Here is a 22436-nt window from a genome sequence, read left to right on the forward strand (position 1 = left end):
GATGATTCCCATTTTCGCATGCTCAGCGACCCGCGACGTACCTGACGGTCCGCGACACCCGACGGTGGGCCTTCGTTGTCATCCAGCCGTCATCCGGTGTTACGGAACTGTCACGCACGGTCATGGGCCCGCACGCAGGGTCAAGCCGCCACGGAGCCGGCCTGCCACTCAGGTAGACGCGGGCCGCAGGCCTTCGGTTCGACGCTTGACGAGCCGAAAATGTCTCGCCCGTCACCTCGCAGCCAGTTGTCGAACGTCATCCGCCCGTGGTGGCTTCCCGGACCGGTCAGGAGTGCGCCGGCACGGCCCATCCGCCGGGGCACCGGCACGCTGATTACGCGCGTACGACCGCCCGTCGCGTGGAGATACCGCCTCGCCAGGTGGTCCAGCCGCGCCACCTCCGGACCACCTGGCTCCGGCGTACGACCCGCGGGTCCGGCCTCGGTCAGACCGGCCAGGGCATGGCGGACTTCGCGCGCAGAATGCTCCACAGAACGTCGCCCTGCGTGACCAAAGTCTCCTGCGCCAACTTGCCCGCGTAGGAGCCGGACGGCACGCCGTCGATCCCGACGATCGACAGCAGCACGTGGTGCCGCACCCCGGCCGCGAGGCCGACCGCGATCGACAGGACGAGCACGACTCGTCTGGAGGGAGCGTTGAGGTTCATAGCTGGACGACACCGCGCGCCGGCCGAAGCGTGACATCGGACCGGCCGCGGCGGGTGAGAGCTACACCACGGTCGGCTGGATGTTGCCGGCTTCGCGGATGCCGCGGCGCATGTCCACCCGAGACAGCAGGATGAGGCCGACTACGAAGAAGAGGCCGAGGGCAACGATGGCGGGGCGGTACGAACCGGTGAGCTGGTGGACCAGGCCGAACACGAGCGTACCGAGCCAGGAGGTGCCACGTTCGCCCGCCTGGTACAGGCTGAAGTACTCGGCTTCGCGACCACGCGGGATCAGCTGGCTGAACAACGACCGGGACAGCGCCTGCGTACCACCGAGCACCAGGCCGATCGTGAACCCCATCGCCAGGAATGGCACGATCTGCTTGCTCGGCAGCATGAAGCCCGCCACCACGATGGCCATCCAGACCACCAGGCCGGCCATGATCGTGCGGCGGCTGCCGAACCGCTTGGCGATCCGCCCGAAGGCCAGCGCGCCGAAGAACGCGACCAGCTGTACGAGCAGGATCGTCGCGATCAGCACCTGCGTCGCGAACCCGAGCTGCTTCTCGCCGTACGTGGACGACACCGCGATCACGGTCTGGATGCCGTCGTTGAAGAACAGATAGGCGATCAGGAACAGCAACGTCATGGGGTAGGTCTTGGCGTGCTTCAAGGTCTGGAACAACTGCCCGAAGCTCTGCCGGATCAGGCTCGCCCGGCCGCCCTCCACCGGTACGACGACAACGGCGACCGGCGGGCGGTTCCGCAGCCGCAGGAACGGCACGATCGTGAACAGGCCCCACCACAGACCAGCGCTCAGCAGGCTCAACCGCACGGCGAGGCCCTGGCTGATACCGAGCGCGTCGTGCGCCGTGACCACGCCGAGGTTGAACGCCAGCAGGATGAACCCGCCCAGATAGCCGGCGGCCCAGCCGCGGGACGAGACCTCGTCACGTTCGTCCGGTCCGGCGATATCGCACAGGATCGCGTCGTAGACCACCATCGACGAGCCCAGGCAGATATGTCCGACGAACAACAAGAGGGCCCCGAGCAACCATCGGTCCCCGGCGACAAAAACCATGCTGCAGGCGGCGAGCGACCCGATCCAGGCGAAGCCGCACATCCACAGCTTCTTGCGCGGTGACCGGTCCGCGATGGCGCCCACGATCGGCAGGAACAGCGCCGAGATCAGCGTGGCCGCCGTGACGACGTAGAACGCCAGCGAGCCAGGTGCGATGCCTACGCCGAGGATGTCGAGGTTGGTCCGGCACGGGTCGTCCGCTGTACCAGCGCGCCCACAAGCGGCCTGCTCGGCGATGGACGTCAGGTACGGCGCGAAGAGCACGGTACCGACGGTGGTGACGTATCCCGAGTTGGCCCAGTCGTAGAAGTACCAGCCGCGCCGCTCGTACTGATCGGCCGCGGCGGACTCGGCCGAGGCTGAGGGCGCTGTAGTCATGCGGAGGCTCCGTTCGGGTTCCACTGGCCTCGGGCGATCAGGACGTCGCGGAGGATGTCGGTGCGGTCGGTGAAGATACCGTCAACCCCGGCGTCCAGGAAGCGGTTGATCTCGTCAGCGTCGTCCACGGTCCACACGTGCACCTGACGACCGGCGGCGTGGGCCCGGCGGATCAGCCCGGGCGTGAGCACCTTGAACCGGCCGTAGTACTCGGGGATCTGGATACACGCGCCTGTACCAGGCAACACCAGCGGGAACGGCGAATAGCGCAGCGCGGCGATCTCTACCCGACCGAACCCGGTGCAGAGGCGTTCACCGAGTTCCCGGCGGATACTCCACACCCGGCGCTGGGAGAACGACGAGACGCATACGCGGTCGATAGCGCCTGCCTTGCGAATAACATCTGCCGCGGGCTGTACGCCGTTCGGCGCCTTGATGTCGAGGTTGAGCCGCAGAGTGGGCCATTCCTCCAGTACGTCGAGCAGCAGCGGGATCGGCTCGTGGCCGTTGATCCGGGCCTTGGAGACTTCGGACCAGGGGAGTTCCGAGATCACGCCCGTGCGGTCCGTGACCCGGTCGAGCCGGTCGTCATGGAAGGCGACCACTACGCCGTCCGAGGTGGCGTGGAGGTCGGTCTCTAGGTACTCGTAGCCGAGGCCGACCGCGTGTGCGAAGGCCCGCATCGAGTTCTCGTAGCCGATGTTGTCCGGATGCAAAGCCCCGCCTCGATGCGCCATGGCCAGTGGGCCGGAATGATCGAGGAACGGGTACCTGGTGGCGGTCACACCCGAAGTATGGTGCAAGAGCCTTGCCTGACAACGAAGCTCAAAGTTACGTTTCGGCACATACCGTGCGCTTCGACGGCACTTATCCGGGTCGTCCCGACTTGGCCCGACGTGTACCGCGAGCGGCGGCAGCAAGGCGGCCCCCGACCCTCCCGGCTTGGGGGCCGCTTAACGCCCGCACCCCGCTCAACGCCCCGCAGCCCGCCTGAAGCTCACCGGAGCGTAGCGACCGCTTTGACAACCTGATCGACTTGATCCGGCGTAGTGACGATGCCAGGACCGAAACGCAACAGGGGATTGTCGTACGGCGTGACGCTGGCAACGATCTTGTGGTCGGCCCTAAGTCGTCGTACGGCGTCGTTCGGGCTGAGGCCGTCCAGCGAGCACATCACCAGCCCGGCGGACAGTTCCGGGTCTTTCGGTGTCGCCAGCCTGACGGTACTGATACCGGCTAGGCCTTCCTTGAGCCGAGTGGCCTGCTCAGTGATCCGGGCGGCGATCCGATCGCGCCCGATGGCTTGGTGGAAGGCGAACGCCTCTGTGACCGCCCACCGGTTCTCGAACGAGTGGTAGCCACCAGGCGTCGCAAGCCGCCCTGGCCCGTCCGGCGCGCTGAAGCTCGTGAACAGCGGCGTAACCGCGTTCCAGGCTCGTCCCCACAGCAGGCCCGTGCCGCGCGGCCCGAACAACCACTTGTGCGTGCCAGAGGTGAAGAAGTCGCAACCGAGATCCGCCATCCCGGCATCGACCGCGCCGAACCCATGCACGCCGTCCACGAACAGCAGGGCCCGATCCGTCTCCGCCCGGTTCGCGTTGACCGTGGCGAGCATGTCCGCGATCGCCCGGATCGGCAGGCGTACGCCGGTGCTGGAGTGGACCCACGTCACAACCACCAACCGGGTGACTGGTCGGATGGCCGCCTTCACCCGGGCCACGATGTCTCCGGCGTTGGCGTTGGCCGGATCGTCGTACAGCTTGGCCCGGCGTACGACGGCACCGGTGCGGGTGGCCAGTTTGCGCAGGGCGTCGTGCGTGCCGAAGAAGTCGTGCTCGGTGGTGACGACATCCTGTCCCGGTCGGAGCTGGATGCCCGTACAGACCAGGCCCATGCCCATCGTTGTGCTGTCGGTCAGCGCGATATCGGCCGGGCGGACGCCGGAGCCGAGGTAGCCGGCGGCGGCGCTGCGGACCCTCTCCTCGAGTTCGTTCCCCTGCTCCAGGTAGGCCGCGGTGTCGGTGTCCAGGCCGGTCCGGTGGCGGTCGATCGCTTCGCGGATCGGCGCCGGGTGGGAGGCCAGCATGAAGGCGCCGAAGTGCGCGAGATCCGGCGTGAGCGCGAACTGGGCGCGGACCGAATCCCAGTTCTTCGGGTCGAACGGCGCGCTCGCCTTCGGCTTGTCCTCCGTGCATCCCGTCAGTACGGCACCCGCGCCCAGGGCCAGACCCGCGCCGAGCACCGTTCTCCTGCCGACCATCGCCACCCCTCTCACCGGTGCAACCGTCCTACCGGCCCACCGGGGTCACGACAACCACAAAACGGCCACGATCAACCAGGTACCGCGCGATCAGCCGGCCTGGCGCTCGGCCGCGCTGCGCTCGACGCAGAACTCGTTGCCCTCGGGATCGCGCATGACCACCCAGCCGGTGCCGTCCGGGCGGCGCTGATCGCTGTACACGGTGGCGCCGATCGTCTGCAGCCAGGCGACCTCCTCATCTCGGGTCCGCTCGGCGGGCTGCAGGTCGAAGTGCACGCGGTTCTTCACGGTCTTGTCGTCCGGGTTGACCTCGAACAGCAGGTCCGCGCCGTCCTTGGTGACCACCAGCACGCTGTCGTCGCCGGGCTTGTCGTCCGGATGCACGTGGCCGTCGACTACCTGCGCCCAGAAGGTCGCGATCTCAAAGGCATTGCGGGCATCGAACGTGATGTGGTGCAGCAGTGAACTCATAGCCGAACCCTGCCCAACAAACCGCGTAGCGCCAATCGAATTACGGTGCGGGCCGCGCAGTTCGTGGCGCGGTCAGGAGCGCGGTGGCAGCGGCGAAGAGGAACAGGCCGCCGATCAGCAGGGCGAGGCCGCCGGAGTGGTCGAGCGACGGAAACACACCGAACATGCCCGCCGCGATCAGCGCGCCGCAGTTGAGCAGACCGAAGGTCACCCCGAGCCTGGTCCGTACGGCGATCGTGTACAGGCAGCAGCCGCCGACGACCGAGCCGAGGTAGACACCGATCACAAAGGCGGCGAGCGAACCGATCAAGGCGATGGCACCGGCCGCGAGCACGGCGGCGGTCAGCCCCACGGCCATCAGGGCGCACGCCAGACCAACGCGTTCGCCAAGGGTCGGAGCCGGTTGCATGGCGGCAAACTAGCCCTCGCCCAGGGTCACCCAGCTCGCCGAGCCACCCGAACAGTCGCGCGACTCTAGGTCACGCGTGGTCGCCGTCGAGCCGCTTGTGAAGGTTGGCGACAGCCTTGCGAATGTCCTCGTAGTCCTGTTGCGCCGCCCGCGATTCGGCCGCCATCAGCCCGCAACGGTGCAGCCGGCGGAAGTCGCCGTACGGGAACTTGTAGTGGCCCTTGGTGTCCTCGTCCATCTCGTCATCGATACCGAGGTACCAGCGGGAGTAGTCCTCCCAGCCGTGCTTGTCGAGGTACTCGTTCTCCTGGTCGCTGGACGGCTGGTGCTCACTCCAGTCGTCTCGCTCGTCCTTGCTCACCTGATGCTTGGAAACAAGGTGCTTGGCATGATCCAAAGCCACCTTGTTCAACTTGACCGTCATCGTGGTCCCTCCTTTGCTCTCCGCTTCGGGTACCCAGGCGGTCTGATGCGACACCACCGCCCAGCGCCTTCGAAGTCGAGCGCCGCTCAGGCGTTGAGCGAGGCCAGCCGACGTTCGAGGTGGCGGCGTTCCGGGTCCGAACCGGCCGACTCGAGGGCCTTTCGGTACGCCGCCACGGCGTCGGGGAGCCGTCCGAGCCGGTGCAACAGGTCCGCCCGTGCGACCAGGTACGGGTGGTAAGCGCGAAGCAGTGGCTCGTCCGCCAGTTCGTCCAGCAACGCCAGTCCCGCCTCGGCGCCGTCGCGCATCGCGATGGCGGCCGCGCGATTGACCGCGATCACCGGCGACGGCGTGATCGCCAGCAGGACGTCGTACAACGCGACGATCTGCGGCCAATCGGTCGTCGCGACATCCGCTGCCTCGTCGTGCAGCGCGGCGATCGCGGCCTGTACGCCGTACGGCCCAGGCGGGCCGCCGCTGACGGCCGGAATCACCAGGCCGCGGCCTTCCTCGATCATCAGGCGATCCCACCGGCCCCGGTCCTGCTCGTCGAGCAGCAGTAACTCGCCGTCCGGGCCCGTACGCGCGTCGCGGCGCGCGTGATTGAGCAGCATCAGCGCAAGCAGACCGGTGACCTCCCGCTCAGCGGGAAGCAGCCGATGCAGGATCCGGGCCAACCGGATGGCCTCGTCGGCCAGATCCAGCCGCTGCAGGTCCGGGCCGGTGCTGGCGGCGTATCCCTCGGTGAAAATCGAGTAGACGACCTGCAGTACAACGGGCAGACGCTCGGGTAGTTCGTCCGCGCCGGGCACGCGGAACGGGATGCGCGCCTCGCGGATCTTCTTCTTCGCCCGGACGATCCGCTTGGCCATCGTCGGAGTCGGAACCAGGAACGCCCGGGCCACCTCCGGCGTGGCGAGTCCAGCCAGACACCGCAGGGTCAACGCCGTCCGATCCTCGGCGGGTAACGCCGGATGGGCGCAGGTGAAGAACAGTTGCAGGCGCTCATCCGGCAACTCGCCGTCCGCGTCGGCCGGGGGAGCGTGGTCCGCCCGGTCGGCGTCGACCTGGAGTACGGCCAGCCGGGCGGCGTACGTCTTGTCCCGCCGCAACCGGTCGACCGCCTTGCGCCGGGCGGTGGTCATCAGCCACGCGCCCGGCTTGGGCGGAACCCCTTCGACGGGCCAGCGCGCCAGAGCCACCTCGATCGCGTCCGAGGTGACCTCCTCGGCCAGGTCAAGATCGCCGAACCGGCGGGCGAGCGCCGCGAGCAGGCGGCCCCGTTCCTCCCGGAACACCCGCTCAACCAGCGCCCGGGAGTCCGGTGCGCCGATGGGTTCCGCTGTCATTGCGTCAGGCGCTGAAGTCGGCGACCGGGCGGACCACGATCGAGCCGCCGCCGAGCGCGCCCGGGCAGCGGCCGGCCCAGTCGAGCGCGGTGTCGAGATCCGGTACGTCGATCACGTAGAACCCGCCGAGCACCTCCCGCGTCTCCGCGAACGGGCCGTCGGTCACGATCCGCTGGCCGTACGCGTTCACCTGCACGGTGGTCGCGGTGACCAGATCGGCCAGCGACTCGCCGGACACGAAGATGCCGGCCTCCTGCACGGACTTGTCGTAGGCCATCCAGTCCTCGACCGTGCAGCCCTCGGCCGTGCCGTCGGCGTCGACCGCGCCCGCGTTGATCAGCAGCATGTACTTCACAGATATCTCCCTTGTCGGTCCGTGCATATTGTCGCCGTGCTGCCTACACCACGAACGGCAACCACCACTTTGGACCGACCGGCCAAAATTCTTTCTCAGCTGGTGTCGAAACCGGTCTGGGCCGTACGACGCAGTGGTGAAAGCAACCCTGCCGTACGCCCTGAAAGGTACTGACATGTCGTTCCAGGCATACCTCGACAAGATCGAAGAGAAGACCGGCAAGACCCCGCGCCAGCTGGTGGACCTGGCCCGCGAGCGCGGTTTCGAGGGCCCCGGCACCAAGGCGGGCGCCGTCGCCGACTGGCTGAAGGCGGACTACGACCTCGGCCGCGGCCACGCGATGGCGCTGGTGCACGTGATCAAGAACGGCCCGAAGATCTCCGCCAGGCACGTCGGCAGTAAGGGCGTACACCGCGACGAGTCCGACACCCTCTGGCTCGACGGCGTGGCCACCAAGCCCGCTGGCTGATTCTGCGCGGCGCTCGTGTCTGGGCGGAGCCGTTTGAGGCCGAGGGCGAGGGGAACCTGGCGGCTATACCGACCCGAGAGGACAGGTGAGCGCTATGACGACCGCAAGAGACCTGATGACGGCAGGCGCGGAATGCGTCGGCGAGCAGGAGACCCTGGTCGATGCCGCCCGCAAGATGCGCGACCTCGATGTCGGGGCGTTGCCGATCTGTGGCGATGACGACCGGCTCAAGGGCGTGCTGACCGACCGCGACATCGTCGTTCGCTGCCTTGCCGACGGCGGCGATCCGGCCAGTACGACGGCAGGATCGATGGGGCAGGGCAAACCGGTCACGATCGGCGCGGACGACAGTATCGAGGAGGCCCTCGCGACGATGTCCGAGCACCAGGTCCGGCGTCTGCCGGTGATCGACGGTCACAAGCTGGTCGGCATGCTCGCGCAGGCCGATATCGCCCGGTCGATGCCGGAGAAGCTGACCGGCGAGGTCGTTCAGGACGTGTCGCAGGAGTAGTTGGGCCGTTGCGGAGTTGGGTACCTGACTCCCATGGCGAACCCTTCGAAGTTTCCTGACGACGTCCGTCCGCAGAGCGTGTGGCTGGCCACGGCCGAGATGCCGAGGTTCGAAGCGGCCACCGGCGATCTGCGGGCGGACGTCGTCGTGGTCGGCGGCGGCCTGATCGGCCTGACCACCGCGCTGCTCGCGGCTGACGAAGGCGCCGACGTCGTCGTTCTCGAAGCCGGCCGGATCGGGTCGCGCACCAGCGGCAACACCACCGGCAAGGTGACCGCCCAGCACAGCCTCACGTACGACGAACTGGTGCGGCGCCACGGCCAGGACAAGGCGCGCCTTTACGCCGACGCCAACCAGGCCGGCGTCGAGCAGGTCGCGGATCTGGCCGAAACGCTCGGCATCGAGTGCGAGCTGATCCGGACACCCGCGTTCGCCTACACGATCGATCCGGGCCAAGTCGAGAAGATCGAGGCCGAGGCGAAGGCCGCCGCGGAACTGGGATTGCCCGCAGTGCTGGCGAATCCCGACGAGGTGGGCCTTCCTGAAGTTGCCGCGGCCGTGCGGTTCGACAACCAGGTCCAGATCCATCCGGCCCAGTACCTGGCCGGTCTGGCCCGGGCACTGATCGACGAAGGCGTGCGCGTCTTCGAGAACAGTCGCGCGGTGGATGTCAGCGAATCCGACGGCCGCGTCCGGGTCACGACGGAAGGCGGTGCCGTCGTTGACGCCGGGCACGCCGTACTCGCGACGTTGCTGCCGATCGGTATGACCGGCGGCTACTTCGCCCGGACCCGGCCGAACCGCTCGTACGGAATCGCCGTGCGACTGCCGGAGCCGCCCCCGGAAGGCATGGCCATCTCGGTCGACCAGCAGACCCGATCCACGCGTACCTGGCCGGGCGGTGGCCCGAACGGGTTGATCGTTGTGGGCGGCGGCCACGAGACGGGCACGGTTGAGGACACGCACGGGAACTACCAGGGCCTGATCGACTGGGTCGGCTCGACCTGGAATGTCGCCGATCTAACCGTGGAGTACCGCTGGTCTGCGCAGGACTACAGCACGGTCGACAGCATCCCGTACGTCGGCCGCACGCCGGAGAGCGACACCATTTTGATTGCCACCGGCATGCGAAAGTGGGGACTGAGCAACGGAACCGCCGCGGCCGCCGTACTGCGTGACCTGATCTCGGGCCGGGACAACCCATGGTCCGAGCTGTACGACGCGCGCCGGATCGGTGGTCCGCGGGCGGTTGCGTCGATGGTGAAGGACAACCTGAAGGTCGGCAAGGAGTTCGCGGCCGGACACCTCGGCCGAACGCTCAAGGGTGGCGTCGATCATCTGGAGGTCGGCCAAGGTGGTCTGCTGGAGGTGGACGGCTCAACGGTCGGGGCCTACCGCGACCACGAGGGCGGCCTGCACACGGTGTCGCCGATCTGCAGTCACATGGGTTGCGCGTTGTCATGGAACACCGCGGACACCAGCTGGGACTGCGCCTGCCACGGCTCCCGATTCGACCCGGACGGCAAGGTCCTCGATGGTCCGGCGACAAAACCCCTCAAGCCCGGCAAGTCCTGACACCTCAAGACCCCGGGGCCGTTGTAGCCGGAGGCACCACGGCGCGGGCCTGATCGTAGTGAGCGACCAGGCCGGCGATCGGCTCAGCTGGGGAGCTTGGCGTTGTCCAGCTGTTTGGAGATCTTGTCGACCTTGGCCTCGAGCCGCTCCATGTCCTCGGCGTCGACCCGGAACAGGATGTGCTTGGCGCCGAGCAGCAGGAGCGCCTGGAACACCAGCTGCAGCCACTCGCTCTGCCAGTTCTCGAAGGTGCTGGCGAAGAAGTTCATCAGGTAGTCGGCCCAGACGAACGACTGGCCGTGCTGTTCCTGATCGCTGCGGAATTCGCTCAGCTGGGTGAAGAACTGACCCAGCCAGGAACCCATGAACAGAATCGCCAGCAGGTACACGGCGCCCCAGCGCCGCATGTGGCTGTCTGGCTTGTGGTCACGCCGAGGATCCGGCTCCAGATCGTATTCGCTCATGCAAGTCCAGTACCCAACTTCCCCGGTTCACAGCGGTTACACGGCCGGCCGGGTAACCGCTTGCGGTACCGGCGATGGAACCGTTTGCCCGGGCAGGCATGAATCCGGGCTCGAAGGGCACGGGTTGCTGAGGGCAATGACGTACCGGCTGGAGGCTGGAAATGACCAATACGGTCCACGAAGCGGAGCGATCCGCGCATATGCCATCGGATGTGTCGAGCCGGGTCAGCCCGTTCGACCGGTTCGCCACCGCGGCCTCGGCGTTCTTCTCCCGGGCCTGGTTCTTCGCGTTCTGCCTGCTGTTGGTGTTGCTCTGGGCACCTTCTTACTTCCTGATCGGCACGGTCGACACCTGGCAGCTGATCATCAACACCGTCACGACCATCGTCACGTTCCTGATGGTCGCGCTGCTGCAGAACAGCCAGAATCGCGCGGACGCCGCCGTACAGGACAAGCTGAACGCGATGGCCGCCGCGCTCGCTGTCTTGATGGAAGAGAGCGACGACCCGTCGAACGAACTGCAGGAAGCGACGAAGGAACTGCGCGACGCGGTGGGCCTAGAGGATCGCGAAAGCTCCTGAGCCCCGCGGGCGCTGCTGAGCGGAACCGGCTGAGCGGGACCGGCTGAGCGGGCGCGGCCGAGTGGGACAGGCGGAGCGGGTGTGGACCGGGCGCGGCCGGGTACCACCGTGCCCTGTGACCAACCGACTGGATGGGCGGAAGGACAAGATGTCAGACGAGCAGCAGTACCCAGGCCCGGAAGAGCAAGGACCCGAGAGCCAGGAACACCCCGGTCTCACGCCGAAGATGGACCTGCGTCCGGACCATGGTGAGGACAGCTACGAAGGGCACGGCAAGCTGACCGGCCGGCGGGCGTTGATCACCGGCGGCGACTCCGGCATCGGCCGGGCCGTCGCGCTGGCCTACGCGCGGGAAGGCGCGGACGTGGCGGTGTCGTACCTGGAGTCCGAGGAGACCGACGGCCGGGAGACCTGCGCGCTGGTCGAGAAGGCCGGCCGCAAAGCACTCGCGCTGCCGGGCGACATCCGGGACGAGCAGCACTGCAACGAGTTGGTAGAGCGAACCGTCGCGGAGCTCGGTGGTCTCGACATCCTGGTCAACAACGCGGCGTATCAGATGTCGCAGTCGAGCATCGCCGACATCACCACCGAGCAGTTCGACCGGGTGATGAAGACCAACGTGTACGCGATGTTCTGGCTCTGCAAGGCCGCGCTGCCGCATCTGAGCGAAGGCGCGACGATCATCAACACCACTTCGATCCAGGCCTACCAGCCGTCGCCGGAGCTGCTGGACTACGCGACCACCAAGGCCGCGATCCTGAACTTCACCCGCGGTCTGGCTCAAGAGCTGGCGCCGAAGGGCATTCGCGTGAACGCGGTGGCGCCCGGGCCGATCTGGACTCCGTTGATCCCGGCCACCATGCCGCCGGAGAAGGTTGACCAGTTCGGCGCCGACACCCCACTGGGCCGGGCCGGACAGCCCGCCGAGCTTGCGCCGGCGTTCGTCTTCCTGGCGTCGTCGGATTCCAGCTACATCACGGGTGAGCGGATCGGCATCACCGGCGGCAAGCCATTGCCGTAAGGCCCTCGCGACTGACGGAATTCGCGGCTCCTACGCCGTACCGGCCGGGTCGGCTGGCCGAAATCGGCCTGGCGGAGGCAAGATGGATGCGTGGATCGCTCGAGCGGAACGGACGCTACGGACGGTGACGTGCGTTCCCGGCCGGCCGGCCCAGGCGAGCGGGTCCCGGCACACACCTTCGCGGAGCTTGCTATGGAGTTGCATTCTGCGCCGTCGATGGCCGATACCGTCGAAACGGTGCTCCAGTTCGCGCTGCAGGCGGTGACCTGTAGCCATGCGGGTATCACTCTCGCCGTGCGCGGCGGCCGGGCCGAGATCGGCGCGGTCACCGATCCAGTGATCGAAACGATCTTCCAGTGGCAGATCGACGTGGCCGATGGCCCGATGATCGTCGCCCTGCACGACCAGGAGGTGGTGACGGTCGACGACACCACCAACGAGCCGAGATGGCCGGACTGGTCCACCAAGGTGTCCGAACTCGGTATCGGCGCCGCGCTGCACGTGCCACTGGCCGTCGGCGAGCGCACTGTGGGCGTGCTCAGCCTGTACGGCGACCAGCCCGGCGCATTCGGCGTCGACGATCTCGCGGTCGCGCACATCCTCGCCCGGCACGCCTCGATCGCGGTGGCCGAGGCGCGCCAGGAGGAGACGATGGCCCGGGCCGTCGACGCCCGCAAACTGGTCGGCCAGGCGATGGGCATCCTGATGATGAAGTTCGACGTCGACGGTGACCGGGCCTTCGCGATTCTCAAGCGCTACTCCCAGGACAACAACCGCAAGCTGCGGGATGTCGCCCAGGAGGTCATCGACACCCGCAAGCTGCCGGCCTGATTCGCCGCCACCTCCGGCAGTCCCATCAACCGCATCGCCACCTTCTGACCACCGGCGGGTGTTAGCCGCCGATGCGTTGGAGGGCGTCGATGACGAGGTTCCAGAAGCGGGTGTGGTCGAGGTCGACCGCTACCTGGGTGGTGCAGCCCGGCGGGGCGGGAGCCCGGAAGTCGGCCACGGTCATTCCGCGGGTGAGAGTGCCGGTTAGCTCGACGTTCAGTGGCGCGTAGCGGGTGGTCATGGCCGCCGGATCGATCACCCGGGCGACGGCGCACGGGTCGTGCACCGGGGGAGCGGTGAAGTACTGGTTCAGCTCGTACGCCTGCGCGAAAAATTCGATCAGCTCCACCACGAACCGCGCTGGTCCCGTACCAACCGCCGCGATGCGTTCGACCACGTCCGGAGTGGCAAGGGCCTGGTGAGTCAGGTCAAGGCCCACCATCGTCAGCGGCCAGGGCTCGTTGATCACGATATGCGCGGCTTCGGGATCGGCCAGGATGTTGAACTCCGCCTTCGGAGCCCAGTTGCCACCCGCGTACGCGCCACCCATCAGGACGACTTCGCGTACGCGGCCGACGATGCGCGGCTCCTTTCGTGCCGCCATGGCGATGTTGGTGAGCGCCCCCGTCGGTACGAGCGTGACCGTGCCCGGTTCCTCGGTCATCAGCGTCTCGATGATCAGGTCGACCGCATGCCGCGGGTCCAGCGCGAGCGTCGGCTCGGGCAGCTCGGGGCCGTCCAGCCCGGACTCACCGTGAATGGCACCGGCTGTCTCGATCTCGCGAACCAGCGGCCGGGCGCATCCAGCGGCGAACGGTACGTCGGTGATGCCGGCCACCCGCGCTACCGCCAACGCGTTGCGGGTGACCTTGTCGAGCGTCTGATTGCCGAACACCGTGGTCACGGCCAGCAGGTCGATCTCGGGATTGCCGTGCGCCAGCAACAGCGCGACGGCGTCGTCATGGCCAGGGTCGCAGTCCAGGATGATCTTCTTCGCCACGCCCGCCACCCTAAACGTCAGCAGCCCATCGCCGGCCGGGCCGCCCTCAGCGGAGTCGGCTACCGGCGGCGATGCGTTCGAGGTTGTCGCGATAGGCCTGCCACCAAGCAGCGTCAGTGGACGGGATGCGGTCGTCACCAGGCTCTTCGCCGATCCGCCCGTCGATCAACTCGCGAACGATATCGGCCTGACCCGTGTGCCGGTGGGTCTCCGCGAGCAGGTGCGTCAGGATGCGGTGCAACGTTGCCTTGCCGCCCTCGTCGGTCCACCACGGGACCTCGCCGATGGCGTCCAGCGGCAGCGCCTCGATCGTGGCATCAGCATGCTCCCCGGCCCGGCGATACAGATCCAGGATGTACTCCCGGGACTCGTCGGCCGTCGCCCACATGTCCTGATTCGGCTCAGCGTCCTCGCGGAACCACGGCAGGTACTGCTCGAAGTGCCGGCCGAAGGCCATCCCGAGGTAGAGCAGTTCCACCGTCGCCAGGTGCTTCACCAGTCCGAGCAGGTTGGTGCCGGTCGGAGTCAACGGCCGGCGTACGTCGTACTCGGACAGGCCGTCGACCTTCCAGCACACGGCCTCGCGAGCCTTGCGCAGGTAGTCGTGCAGATCGGTCTTCAGGTCCGCCTCGGTCATGGTGGTTCCTCCGTCGTTCGGTGCGCGGGACTGCGCTGTCGAAGTGAAGACCCGCCCGGTCCGGCAGAATCGTCGGTTGTGACCGAGGTTTCTTCAGAGCCGTCCGAGCTGGCTCGGGCCCAAGCTGGTGACGGCGACGCGTTCAGCCGGCTGGTCGAGCCGTTGCGTCCGCAGCTGCACGCGCACTGCTACCGCATGCTCGGTTCGTCGTACGACGCCGACGACGCGTTGCAGGAGGCCTTGCTCCGGGCCTGGCGCGGCCTCGGGCGGTTCGAGGGCCGAAGCTCATTGCGGTCCTGGCTCTACACGGTTGCCACCCGAACGTGTCTCGACGCTGCCGGGGCCCGCGGCCGCAGGGCGTTGCCGATCGACCTCGGACCGTCGAGCGAACGGGCCGTGCTCGAGGGTGAACCGGTGACGGACGTCGCCTGGCTCGGACCGTACGCCGCCATTGGGCTGGGCGACGACGTTAGCCCGGCATCGCGGTACGAGCAGCGCGAGGCCGTCGAACTGGCCTTCGTCGCGGCGCTCCAGCATCTGCCGGGGAATCAACGAGCGGCGCTGCTGCTGTTCGACGTACTCGGGTTCTCGGCGGCCGAGATCGCCGCGATCATGGACACCTCGACCACCTCGGTGAACTCGGCCCTGGCGAGAGCCCGCCGGGTCATCGCGGCGAGGGTGCCCGAGCACAGTCAGCAGCAGAGCCTGCGCGCCATCGGGGACGTCCGGGTCCGCGAGGTGGTGGCCGGGTACGCCACCGCGCTGGAGAACGGCGATGCCGACCTACTCGTATCGCTGCTCACCGAGGACGTCACGTGGTCGATGCCGCCGCTGCCGTCCTGGTACGCCGGCGTCGAGGCAGTGATGGACCACGCGGTCCGGGTACCGATGACCTGCGGCTCCTGGCAGCACCGGGCGACCACGGCGAACGGTCAACCCGCGCTCGCCTGCTACCTGCGGCCCACCGGGCAAGACGAGTACGTCGCGTGGTCGATCAACGTGCTGACCCTGCGGGACGGGCGGATCGCCGACATCACCTCGTTCATCGGTGCCGAGCACTTCCATACGCTCGGCGTACCGGTCACCGCCGGTTGAGCGCCGTCACCGCGGCAGGCTCCGGGTGTCGACGACCTCCTGGGCCACCTCGCGCAGTTTGCGGTTGTGGTGCTGGGAATAGCGCTTGAGAATCGCGAACGCGCGCTGTTCGTCAACGTCGAACTTCATCATCAGCACACCCATCGCCTGACCGATCAGCTTGCGGGCGTCGACGGCCTGCACCATCGACTCCTGGTGCCGGGCGGCGGCGACCGCGATCGACGCGTGCCGGGCCAGGATGTGCGCGATGGCGAGATCATCGTTGCCGAAGGCATCGATCCGGCCGGCGTAGAGGCTGAGCACGCCGACGGTCTCAGCGCCGATCGCCAGCGGGGTGTGCAGCACACTGCCGATGCCCAGCGCCGTGACCACGTTGCTCCAGCCCACCCACCGGGTCTCGGCCCGGGTGTCGCGAACACCGATGGTGATCTGCTCACGCAAGGCAGTCAGCGCGGGTCCGTCTCCGGCAGCGCGCTCCCAGCGGTAGATCGCCTCGACGGCGGGATCGGTGACGGCGCCGGTGCACAGCCGGGCGCCTTCGGCAAGCATCAGGCCCGAGTGGGCACAACGAACGGCCTGAACGGCGAAGTCCAGCGCGGCCTCGACGGTTTCGGTGACACTCGGAGCGCCGTGTAACTCCATCGCGAGTTCGGCGAAGGTTCGCGCGGCAAGTGGCTGGGCTGGATCGAACTGCACCATGGCGGCACCCCTGCGTTGATCGGTGGGATCTTCCCGCCGCTGGAGGGGTCCCGACTGACCCTCGGGCCGCGCGCGGACCAGAGCGCCCGCGAATTCAGAGTGGCACCGATTGCCCGGCCGCACCAGCACCGTTGCATACCGGTTGAGGTCCGGGCTCAGCCGGTGGCGACGCCCGCGACAGGCATCTGGTTCCGGCCGGACTCGGCAGGTTGCTGCAACGCCGGATTGACGCGAGTGGTCCGCTTCGACACCTACAGTGACGGACATGAAGCGACTGGGGGCTTTACTCGGGGTTGTGATCGCGGTGCTGGCGCCGGCGGGGTTCGCGTCCGCGGCCGGTACGGCCGGCGATCAGGTTGATTCGTTCCAAGCCGTGCACCGGGTCACCGCGGACGGCGCACTGCAGGTGACGGAGACGATCGTCTACCGATTCGGCAGTGGTTCCGGGCGGCACGGCATTCTCCGCGATCTGCTGGTCCGCGAGCCGTATGTGGACGATCTCAGCAAGGACCAGCTCTACCAGGTCACCGATGTCCAGGTGTCCAGCCCGTCCGGCGCCAACGCCGAGGTGACCGAGGAGCCGCTCGACCTGGATCAGGGGCTCGGGCGTCAGGTCGGGCTTCGGCTCCGGATCGGCTCACAGTACGAAACGATCAGCGGCGCGACCGCGACGTACGTGATCAAGTACCGGGTCAAAGGCGCACTGAGGCACTTCAAGGACCACACCGAGGTCTTCTGGGACGCCACCGGCCGCGGCTGGACCGCGCCGCTGCGCAAGGTCGCGGTGACCGTGGAGGTGCCGGGCGGCGTCACCCGGGTGGCGTGCTTCGCGGGAGCGCCCAAGAGCAAGAAGGCCTGCGCGGGCAAGTCGATCAAGGCCGCGAAGGGCGTGTTCAGCCAGGCCTCGTTGGCGCCCGGGCACCAGCTGACGTACGTCGCGGCGATCCGGCCCGGGCTGGTTCGCAACGACACCCCGCTGCTCGAACCGGCCACGCCGAGCGGCGAGCCGACCGACTACCCGACCGAGATCCCGACCGAGCTGCCGCCGGGGGAGTTGCCGCCCGACTTCAATCCCGAGGACTACGGCACGGACGATCCCTTCGGTTTCGGCAACCCGTTCGGTGGCGGCGAGCCGATGAAGGAAGGTGCCTCGGCCGGTGTCCTGGTGATGGCCGGTGCGGCCGGTCTGCTGCTTCCGGTGGGGGTGGCCGCGAAGGTCCGGTCGTCGCGGCGCGATCACCGGTACGCCGGTCTCCCACCCGGCATGGCGCCAGTCGGCGGGGCAGTGGGTCCGATCGGCCCGGACACCCTGCGGGATGAGCAGATCCCCGTGGCGTACGCGCCGCCCGCGGTGGCGGTCGCCGAGGCGGGCCTCCTGATCGACGGGCAGCTCACGACGACGGAGACCGCCGCCACGTTGATCGACCTGGCGGTGCGCGGTGCCGTACGTATCGAGGCGGGCGGCTCGGGCTCGTCCACCACCGTGACGTTGCTGGATCCGGCGCTCGCGACGTACGAGCACGAGACCGCTTTGCTGAAGACGTTGTTCATCCCGTTCGAAGCGGGTCAGGTTCGCACGCTGACCAGCGGTTCGTCGATGGCCTCCGCGCACTTCAGGCTGGTCGTCGGCGTGGAGCGGCAAGCGGAGGCGCGCGGCTGGTACGAGCGGATGCCGGTGGCGGGTGGCGGCGGTTTCGGCCTCTCGATCGGCCTTGGCGTGGTGGGCCTGATCGCCGCGTTCATCGTCGGCAGCGGGACCCGGCGCTTCCTCGACGGCGTACTCGTGGTGGCGGCGTTCCTGATCGGCGGGATCAGCCTCAACGTGTTGCAGAACGCCCGGGCCAAGGGCCGTCGATCGGCCGCCGGACGGGCCGTCACGGATCAGGCGCTCGGCTTCCGGAAGTACCTCGCGACGGCCGAGGCGGACCAGTTGCGGTTCGAGGAGGGCGAGGACATCTTCAGCCGGTACTTGCCTTGGGCAATCGTGTTCGGGCTGACCGGCCGGTGGCAGCAGGTTTGCGCCCAGCTGGTGGCGGCCGGGCGGATCCCGGCAGGCGCCGACTGGTACAGCGGGCCGTCGTACTTCGAGTCCTCCTTCACCACGGTGCTGCTCGCGCAACAGGTCAGTGGTTCGTTCACCGCGCCGATGTCCGATTCCAGCTTCTTCTCCGGTAGCAACCACTCCAGCGGTGGCTTCGGTGGCTCGAGCTTCGGGAGTGGCTCCAGCTTCGGTGGCGGCGGTGGCAGTTCGTCCGGTTTCAGCAGTAGCTCCGACTCGGGCGCTGGGGGAGGATCCGCCGGTGGTGGCGGTGGCGGTGGCGGATCCTGGTAACCGCCCGGATCAGTCGCGGACGCTGATCGCCATCGTCGGACAGGTGGTGGCGGCCTCGCGGACGGCGTCGAGTAATTCCGGTCCTGGTTCGGGCTGCAGGACTACGACGACGCCGTCCTCGTCGCGTTGACTGAAGACCTCGGGCGCCACCATCGCGCAGTGGCCCGCGCCGCAACACCGGTCCTCGTCGGTCTCGACCACGGCTCCCATCGCGCTCACCACTCCACCGGCAGCGTGACGAATCCACCCACCAGCAGGCCCGTTCGCCGTTCCAGCTGCTCAACCGGTACGGCGAGCCGCAGGCCGGGTAGCCGTTCGAGCAGCACCTCCAGCGTGACCTGAAGTTCGGTACGGGCGAGGGCCTGACCCAGACACGAATGCGGGCCGACGCCGAAACTGAGGTGCGGGTTCGGGCTGCGGGCGAGATCGAGCTGGTCGGCGTTGTCGAAGGCGCGCGGGTCACGGTTGGCGGCCATCGTGGTGAGCACGGTCGTCCCGGCGGCGATCGAGGTCTCACCGAGTTCGAGGTCTTCGGTGACGAAGCGCGGTAGGCCGAAGCCGGGATTGGGGTCGAAGCGCAGTACCTCCTCGACCGCCGTCCGGACCAGAGCCCGATCCGCGAGCAGCGCCTCCCACTGCGACCGGTCGGCCAGCAAGATGGCGAGCATCTTGCCGATCATGCTGGCGGTGGTTTCGTGTCCCGCGACGAGTAGACCCATCGCGGTGAGCTGGAGTTCACCGTGCGACAGGCCTTCGCCGGTGTCGCTGATCGCGATCAGCTCGCTGATGAGGTCGTCGCCGGGTTGTTGCCGGCACCGCTCGATGTGCGCGTCGATGTACTGCGCGAACTCGAGCTGCGCGGCCTGGATCTCGGCGTCGGTGTAGCGGGTAGTGCTCAGCATGGTGTCGGACCAGTACGCGAACCGCGGCCAATCCTGCGCGGGCACGCCGAGCAGCTCGCAGATCACCCGCACGGGGAGCGGGAAACCGAACCCGGCGATGATGTCGGGCGGCCGTGGTCCCGCGACGAGCTCGTCGACGAGGCTGTTCGCGATCGCGGTCATGCCCGGGCGCATCGAGTTGACCCGCTTGGCGGTGAACGACCGGTTCAGCAGCCTGCGCCAACGGCGATGGCCTTCACCGCTGGCGATCGCGTTGCGCTCGGGATCGGCCTGCTCGAAGATGCCGCCCGACTCCTGGGTCGAGATCCGCGCGGCGCCTTGCTCGCGGTCGAGCTGACGGGTGAACCGGGGATCGGCCAGCACGGTCTTCACGTCGTCGTACCGGGTGAGCACAACGGCGGTGTCCCCGCTGACCAGCCGTACGTCGGCGACCGGGCAGGTCTCCCGCAGCTCGGCCCACTCGGCGGGCGGCGCCAGCGGACGGTCGGACTCGAACGGGTACTCGCGCATCGGGCACTTGGCTTCATCGCTGCTCGTCACGGGATGCCTCCTCAGAGTGATCGCTCGGCCACGCCTAGTCAGCCAGAGGCATTCGGATAAGTCAAGTGCCTTAAAGTGGTGCCGGCCGCGCGGTGCTCCCGGCCGGGGTCAGCTGGTTCGGCGGTGGGAGGTGGTAGACATCGATACCGTGAGCAAAGTGGCGCTGGGCCGGACGGCGGGGGCCGAGCGGTCGACGAAGGACGCGGTCCGGATGGCCGCGGAGCGGTTGTTCGCCGAGCGGGGCATCGCGACGGTCTCCAGCCGCAAGATCGCCGAAGTCGCGGGCGCGGCCAACAACTCGGCGGTCGGCTACCACTTCGGCACCAAGACGGATCTCGTGCTGGCGGTCCTCCGGCATCACACCGGCCCGATCCAGGCGATCCGGGACGAGTTGCTGTCCGGCGTGGTCCCGTCCAACGAGCTGCGCGACTACGTGGGCGTGATGGTTCGGCCGCTCACGCTGTATCTCGCGTCGCTGCCGGTTCCGACGTACTACGCGCGGTTCATGTTGAGCGCGATGACGGATCCCGCCTGGCGGCCGATCGTGCTGAACGACATCAAGTCGACGCTCGACGACGAGTGGTTCCGCGCGGCCCTGAGCCGGTTGGCGCCGACGGTGGACGCGAGAGTGCTGCGTTACCGCGGGGACCTGGTCGCGCTGGTGGCGACGCAGGCTTGTGCCGAGTTCGAGGGACTACTCGAACGGGATGAGCAGCCGGCCGGCGCCGACTGGAACGAGGTCGGCATCTTTCTCGCCGACATTATCTGCGGCATGCTGCAGGCGCCCAGTTCCCAATCCGCCTGACCCGCACGGCTCCGGCTCCGGTCAGGCGCCCAGCTCGGGTTGGTGGATGGCCCGCACGGCTTGCACGGTGTCGGCCTCGGCTGGGGTCTTGTCGTCGCGATACCGCAGCACCCGGGCGAACCGCAGCGCCATACCGGCCGGATACCTGGTGGAGGTCTGCACGCCGTCGAACGCGATCTCCACCACGACCTCGGGCCGCACGAACACGGTGTGGTCGTCCCGGTGAGTCTCGATTGCCTGGAACTTCTCCGTTTGCCAGGCGAGCAGTTCGTCGGTCATGCCCTTGAAGGTTTTGCCCAGCATGACGAACTCGCCGGTCTTCTCGTCGCGAGCGCCGAGGTGAATGTTCGACAACTTGCCCTGGCGGCGCCCGTGTCCCCACTCGGCCGCGAGCACGACCAGATCCAAGGTGTGCGTCTGTTTGACCTTGACCCAGCCCGAACCACGCCGGCCCGCTTCGTACGGCACGGTGAGGGACTTGACCATCACGCCCTCGTGACCGCGCTGAACGGCGTCGGCAAAAAACGCCTGTCCGGCGACCGGGTCCTCCGTCACGAACCGGGGAATCCGGCTCGCCTCCGGCACCAACGTGCTGAGCCACTCGTGCCGCTCGGCGCCGTCGAGCCCGAGCAGGTCATGGCCGTCGATGTGCAGAATGTCGAAGAAGTACGGCGTGAGGGGCACGCTCTCCGGACCGGTCGCGGCCTTCGTCGCCGTACGCGAACCGGTCACCTGGAAGGCCTCGGGCCGTCCGTCCGGCCGCAGGGCGATCAGCTCACCGTCGAGCACCACCTGCTCGCACTGCAGCGCGAGCACCGCCGAGACCACCTCCGGCACGCGGCTGGTGATGTCATCCAGCGTGCGGGTGTAGACGGTCACCTCGTCACCGTTGCGGTGGGCCTGGATGCGAATGCCGTCCAGCTTCCACTCGATCGCGGCCGGCACGCCGGTCTTGGTCATGGCCTCCGCGACGTCGGTCGCCGACTGCGCGAGCATCGGCTGCACGCCCCGGCCGACCTCCAGGCCGAACTGCTCCAGCCCGGCCTCGCCCTCGGTCAGCACCGCCACCGCCACCGGAGCGGCCGCGCCGCGCAGCATCGTCGCGGCGCGGATCTTCTCCAGCGGAATGCCCGTGGCCTTGCCGACGGCATCGGCCATCACGCCGTCGAGCGCGCCTTGGCGCAGCTCGCCACTCACCAGCAGACGCAGGAACCGTTGCTCCTCGGCCGTCGCCTGCGCGAACAGCGCCGCGACCGCCTCCCGCCGCTTGGCCTGGGAACCCGCACCCGCCAGCGTCGCGAGGTCGGCGAAGGCCGCATCCACCTGCTCGACCGTCAGCGAAGGCGCCACGGCCGGCTCGGGCACGTCCACCAGCGTGCGCCAGCCGACACCGGTACGGCGCTGGCGCAGCTCACCGGACAGATACGTCACCACGATCTCGGTTTCGAGCGGGTCGGCCGCCGTGGTGAGCAGCGTCGCGATCAGGTCGGCCTTGGCCCGGCGAGACCGGGTCTGGCTGAGCGCCGTCGAGGTGGCCACCACATCCGCAAGCAACATGGTTCCAGTCTGGACCACGCCAC

At 68.2% G+C, this 22436-nt stretch carries 25 protein-coding genes; 9 read left to right on the top strand and 16 right to left on the bottom strand.

Annotated features, from left to right (window positions below):
• Positions 1-445 precede the first annotated feature (445 nt).
• From ACFFGN_RS15840 to ACFFGN_RS15880, 9 genes are all read right to left on the bottom strand, one after another.
• On the bottom strand, positions 446-667 hold the full coding sequence (locus ACFFGN_RS15840; protein WP_380048087.1) for an SDR family oxidoreductase: 222 nt from the start codon (positions 665-667) through the stop codon (positions 446-448).
• 61 nt (positions 668-728) lie between these two features.
• Positions 729-2126 carry an MFS transporter gene (locus ACFFGN_RS15845; protein ID WP_380048089.1) on the bottom strand — a complete coding sequence of 466 codons (1398 nt, stop codon included), beginning with the start codon at positions 2124-2126 and terminating at the stop codon, positions 729-731.
• Positions 2123-2911 (bottom strand): glycerophosphodiester phosphodiesterase family protein, encoded by a 789-nt coding sequence (locus ACFFGN_RS15850; RefSeq protein ID WP_380048091.1) that lies wholly within the window; start codon positions 2909-2911, stop codon positions 2123-2125. The genes ACFFGN_RS15845 and ACFFGN_RS15850 overlap by 4 nt, the downstream gene beginning before the upstream one ends.
• A gap of 212 nt (positions 2912-3123) precedes the next feature.
• On the bottom strand, positions 3124-4386 hold the full coding sequence (locus ACFFGN_RS15855; protein ID WP_380048093.1) for an aminotransferase class V-fold PLP-dependent enzyme: 1263 nt from the start codon (positions 4384-4386) through the stop codon (positions 3124-3126).
• 90 nt (positions 4387-4476) lie between these two features.
• Entirely contained in the window at positions 4477-4857 is a 381-nt protein-coding gene (locus ACFFGN_RS15860; protein ID WP_380048095.1) for a VOC family protein, read from the bottom strand.
• A 40-nt stretch (positions 4858-4897) separates the two neighbouring features.
• Positions 4898-5266, bottom strand: coding sequence for a hypothetical protein (locus ACFFGN_RS15865; RefSeq protein ID WP_380048098.1), 369 nt, complete (start codon positions 5264-5266; stop codon positions 4898-4900).
• A gap of 70 nt (positions 5267-5336) precedes the next feature.
• The gene (locus ACFFGN_RS15870) at positions 5337-5690 is read right to left on the bottom strand and encodes a hypothetical protein (RefSeq protein WP_380048100.1); all 354 of its coding nucleotides are present in this window, start codon (positions 5688-5690) and stop codon (positions 5337-5339) included.
• Between the two features lie 86 nt (positions 5691-5776).
• Positions 5777-7039: an RNA polymerase sigma factor gene (locus tag ACFFGN_RS15875; protein WP_380048102.1), complete on the bottom strand. Its 1263-nt coding sequence runs from the start codon at positions 7037-7039 to the stop codon at positions 5777-5779.
• A 4-nt stretch (positions 7040-7043) separates the two neighbouring features.
• Positions 7044-7385 carry a YciI family protein gene (locus ACFFGN_RS15880; protein ID WP_380048748.1) on the bottom strand — a complete coding sequence of 114 codons (342 nt, stop codon included), beginning with the start codon at positions 7383-7385 and terminating at the stop codon, positions 7044-7046.
• Positions 7386-7569: 184 nt separating this feature from the next.
• Between ACFFGN_RS15880 and ACFFGN_RS15885 the strand changes: the two genes are divergently transcribed.
• The 3 genes from ACFFGN_RS15885 to ACFFGN_RS15895 all read left to right on the top strand — a co-directional run bounded on the left by ACFFGN_RS15885 (position 7570) and on the right by ACFFGN_RS15895 (position 9949).
• A complete protein-coding gene (locus ACFFGN_RS15885) occupies positions 7570-7863 on the top strand; it encodes a DUF4287 domain-containing protein (protein ID WP_380048104.1) in 294 nt (97 codons plus the stop codon).
• Positions 7864-7957: 94 nt separating this feature from the next.
• Complete coding sequence (locus tag ACFFGN_RS15890; RefSeq protein WP_380048106.1) at positions 7958-8374, top strand: CBS domain-containing protein; 417 nt, start codon at positions 7958-7960, stop codon at positions 8372-8374.
• A gap of 33 nt (positions 8375-8407) precedes the next feature.
• Positions 8408-9949 carry an FAD-dependent oxidoreductase gene (locus ACFFGN_RS15895; RefSeq protein ID WP_380048108.1) on the top strand — a complete coding sequence of 514 codons (1542 nt, stop codon included), beginning with the start codon at positions 8408-8410 and terminating at the stop codon, positions 9947-9949.
• An 83-nt stretch (positions 9950-10032) separates the two neighbouring features.
• Here the strand turns inward: ACFFGN_RS15895 and ACFFGN_RS15900 are convergent, their stop codons facing one another.
• Positions 10033-10413, bottom strand: a complete 381-nt coding sequence (locus ACFFGN_RS15900; RefSeq protein WP_380048110.1) for a DUF6766 family protein — start codon at positions 10411-10413, stop codon at positions 10033-10035.
• A gap of 161 nt (positions 10414-10574) precedes the next feature.
• Between ACFFGN_RS15900 and ACFFGN_RS15905 the strand changes: the two genes are divergently transcribed.
• From ACFFGN_RS15905 to ACFFGN_RS15915, 3 genes are all read left to right on the top strand, one after another.
• Entirely contained in the window at positions 10575-10994 is a 420-nt protein-coding gene (locus ACFFGN_RS15905; RefSeq protein WP_380048112.1) for a low affinity iron permease family protein, read from the top strand.
• Positions 10995-11109: 115 nt separating this feature from the next.
• Positions 11110-12015 (top strand): SDR family oxidoreductase, encoded by a 906-nt coding sequence (locus tag ACFFGN_RS15910; protein WP_380048114.1) that lies wholly within the window; start codon positions 11110-11112, stop codon positions 12013-12015.
• A 192-nt stretch (positions 12016-12207) separates the two neighbouring features.
• Positions 12208-12846, top strand: a complete 639-nt coding sequence (locus ACFFGN_RS15915) for a GAF and ANTAR domain-containing protein (protein WP_380048116.1) — start codon at positions 12208-12210, stop codon at positions 12844-12846.
• Positions 12847-12907: 61 nt separating this feature from the next.
• On the opposite strand, the gene uriH is transcribed toward ACFFGN_RS15915, so the two are convergent.
• Both uriH and ACFFGN_RS15925 read right to left on the bottom strand, forming a co-directional pair.
• Positions 12908-13846, bottom strand: a complete 939-nt coding sequence (gene uriH / locus ACFFGN_RS15920) for a uridine-preferring nucleoside hydrolase UriH (protein ID WP_380048118.1) — start codon at positions 13844-13846, stop codon at positions 12908-12910.
• A 46-nt stretch (positions 13847-13892) separates the two neighbouring features.
• Complete coding sequence (locus tag ACFFGN_RS15925; RefSeq protein ID WP_380048120.1) at positions 13893-14483, bottom strand: DinB family protein; 591 nt, start codon at positions 14481-14483, stop codon at positions 13893-13895.
• Positions 14484-14561: 78 nt separating this feature from the next.
• Between ACFFGN_RS15925 and ACFFGN_RS15930 the strand changes: the two genes are divergently transcribed.
• Entirely contained in the window at positions 14562-15578 is a 1017-nt protein-coding gene (locus tag ACFFGN_RS15930) for a sigma-70 family RNA polymerase sigma factor (protein WP_380048123.1), read from the top strand.
• 6 nt (positions 15579-15584) lie between these two features.
• On the opposite strand, the gene ACFFGN_RS15935 is transcribed toward ACFFGN_RS15930, so the two are convergent.
• Positions 15585-16277 carry a GAF and ANTAR domain-containing protein gene (locus ACFFGN_RS15935; RefSeq protein WP_380048125.1) on the bottom strand — a complete coding sequence of 231 codons (693 nt, stop codon included), beginning with the start codon at positions 16275-16277 and terminating at the stop codon, positions 15585-15587.
• A 265-nt stretch (positions 16278-16542) separates the two neighbouring features.
• Here ACFFGN_RS15935 and ACFFGN_RS15940 point away from each other — a divergent pair, with 265 nt between their 5' ends.
• Positions 16543-18609, top strand: a complete 2067-nt coding sequence (locus ACFFGN_RS15940) for a DUF2207 domain-containing protein (protein ID WP_380048127.1) — start codon at positions 16543-16545, stop codon at positions 18607-18609.
• A gap of 9 nt (positions 18610-18618) precedes the next feature.
• Here ACFFGN_RS15940 and ACFFGN_RS15945 read toward each other — a convergent pair whose 3' ends face one another.
• Both ACFFGN_RS15945 and ACFFGN_RS15950 read right to left on the bottom strand, forming a co-directional pair.
• Positions 18619-18819: a ferredoxin gene (locus ACFFGN_RS15945; RefSeq protein WP_380048129.1), complete on the bottom strand. Its 201-nt coding sequence runs from the start codon at positions 18817-18819 to the stop codon at positions 18619-18621.
• Positions 18820-18824: 5 nt separating this feature from the next.
• Positions 18825-20051, bottom strand: coding sequence for a cytochrome P450 (locus ACFFGN_RS15950; RefSeq protein WP_380048132.1), 1227 nt, complete (start codon positions 20049-20051; stop codon positions 18825-18827).
• Between the two features lie 148 nt (positions 20052-20199).
• Between ACFFGN_RS15950 and ACFFGN_RS15955 the strand changes: the two genes are divergently transcribed.
• On the top strand, positions 20200-20856 hold the full coding sequence (locus ACFFGN_RS15955; protein ID WP_380048134.1) for a TetR/AcrR family transcriptional regulator: 657 nt from the start codon (positions 20200-20202) through the stop codon (positions 20854-20856).
• 21 nt (positions 20857-20877) lie between these two features.
• On the opposite strand, the gene ACFFGN_RS15960 is transcribed toward ACFFGN_RS15955, so the two are convergent.
• On the bottom strand, positions 20878-22413 hold the full coding sequence (locus tag ACFFGN_RS15960) for an ATP-dependent DNA ligase (protein ID WP_380048136.1): 1536 nt from the start codon (positions 22411-22413) through the stop codon (positions 20878-20880).
• Positions 22414-22436 lie beyond the last annotated feature (23 nt).

The sequence above is a fragment of the Kribbella deserti genome (assembly GCF_042434725.1).
GTDB lineage: Bacteria > Actinomycetota > Actinomycetes > Propionibacteriales > Kribbellaceae > Kribbella > Kribbella deserti.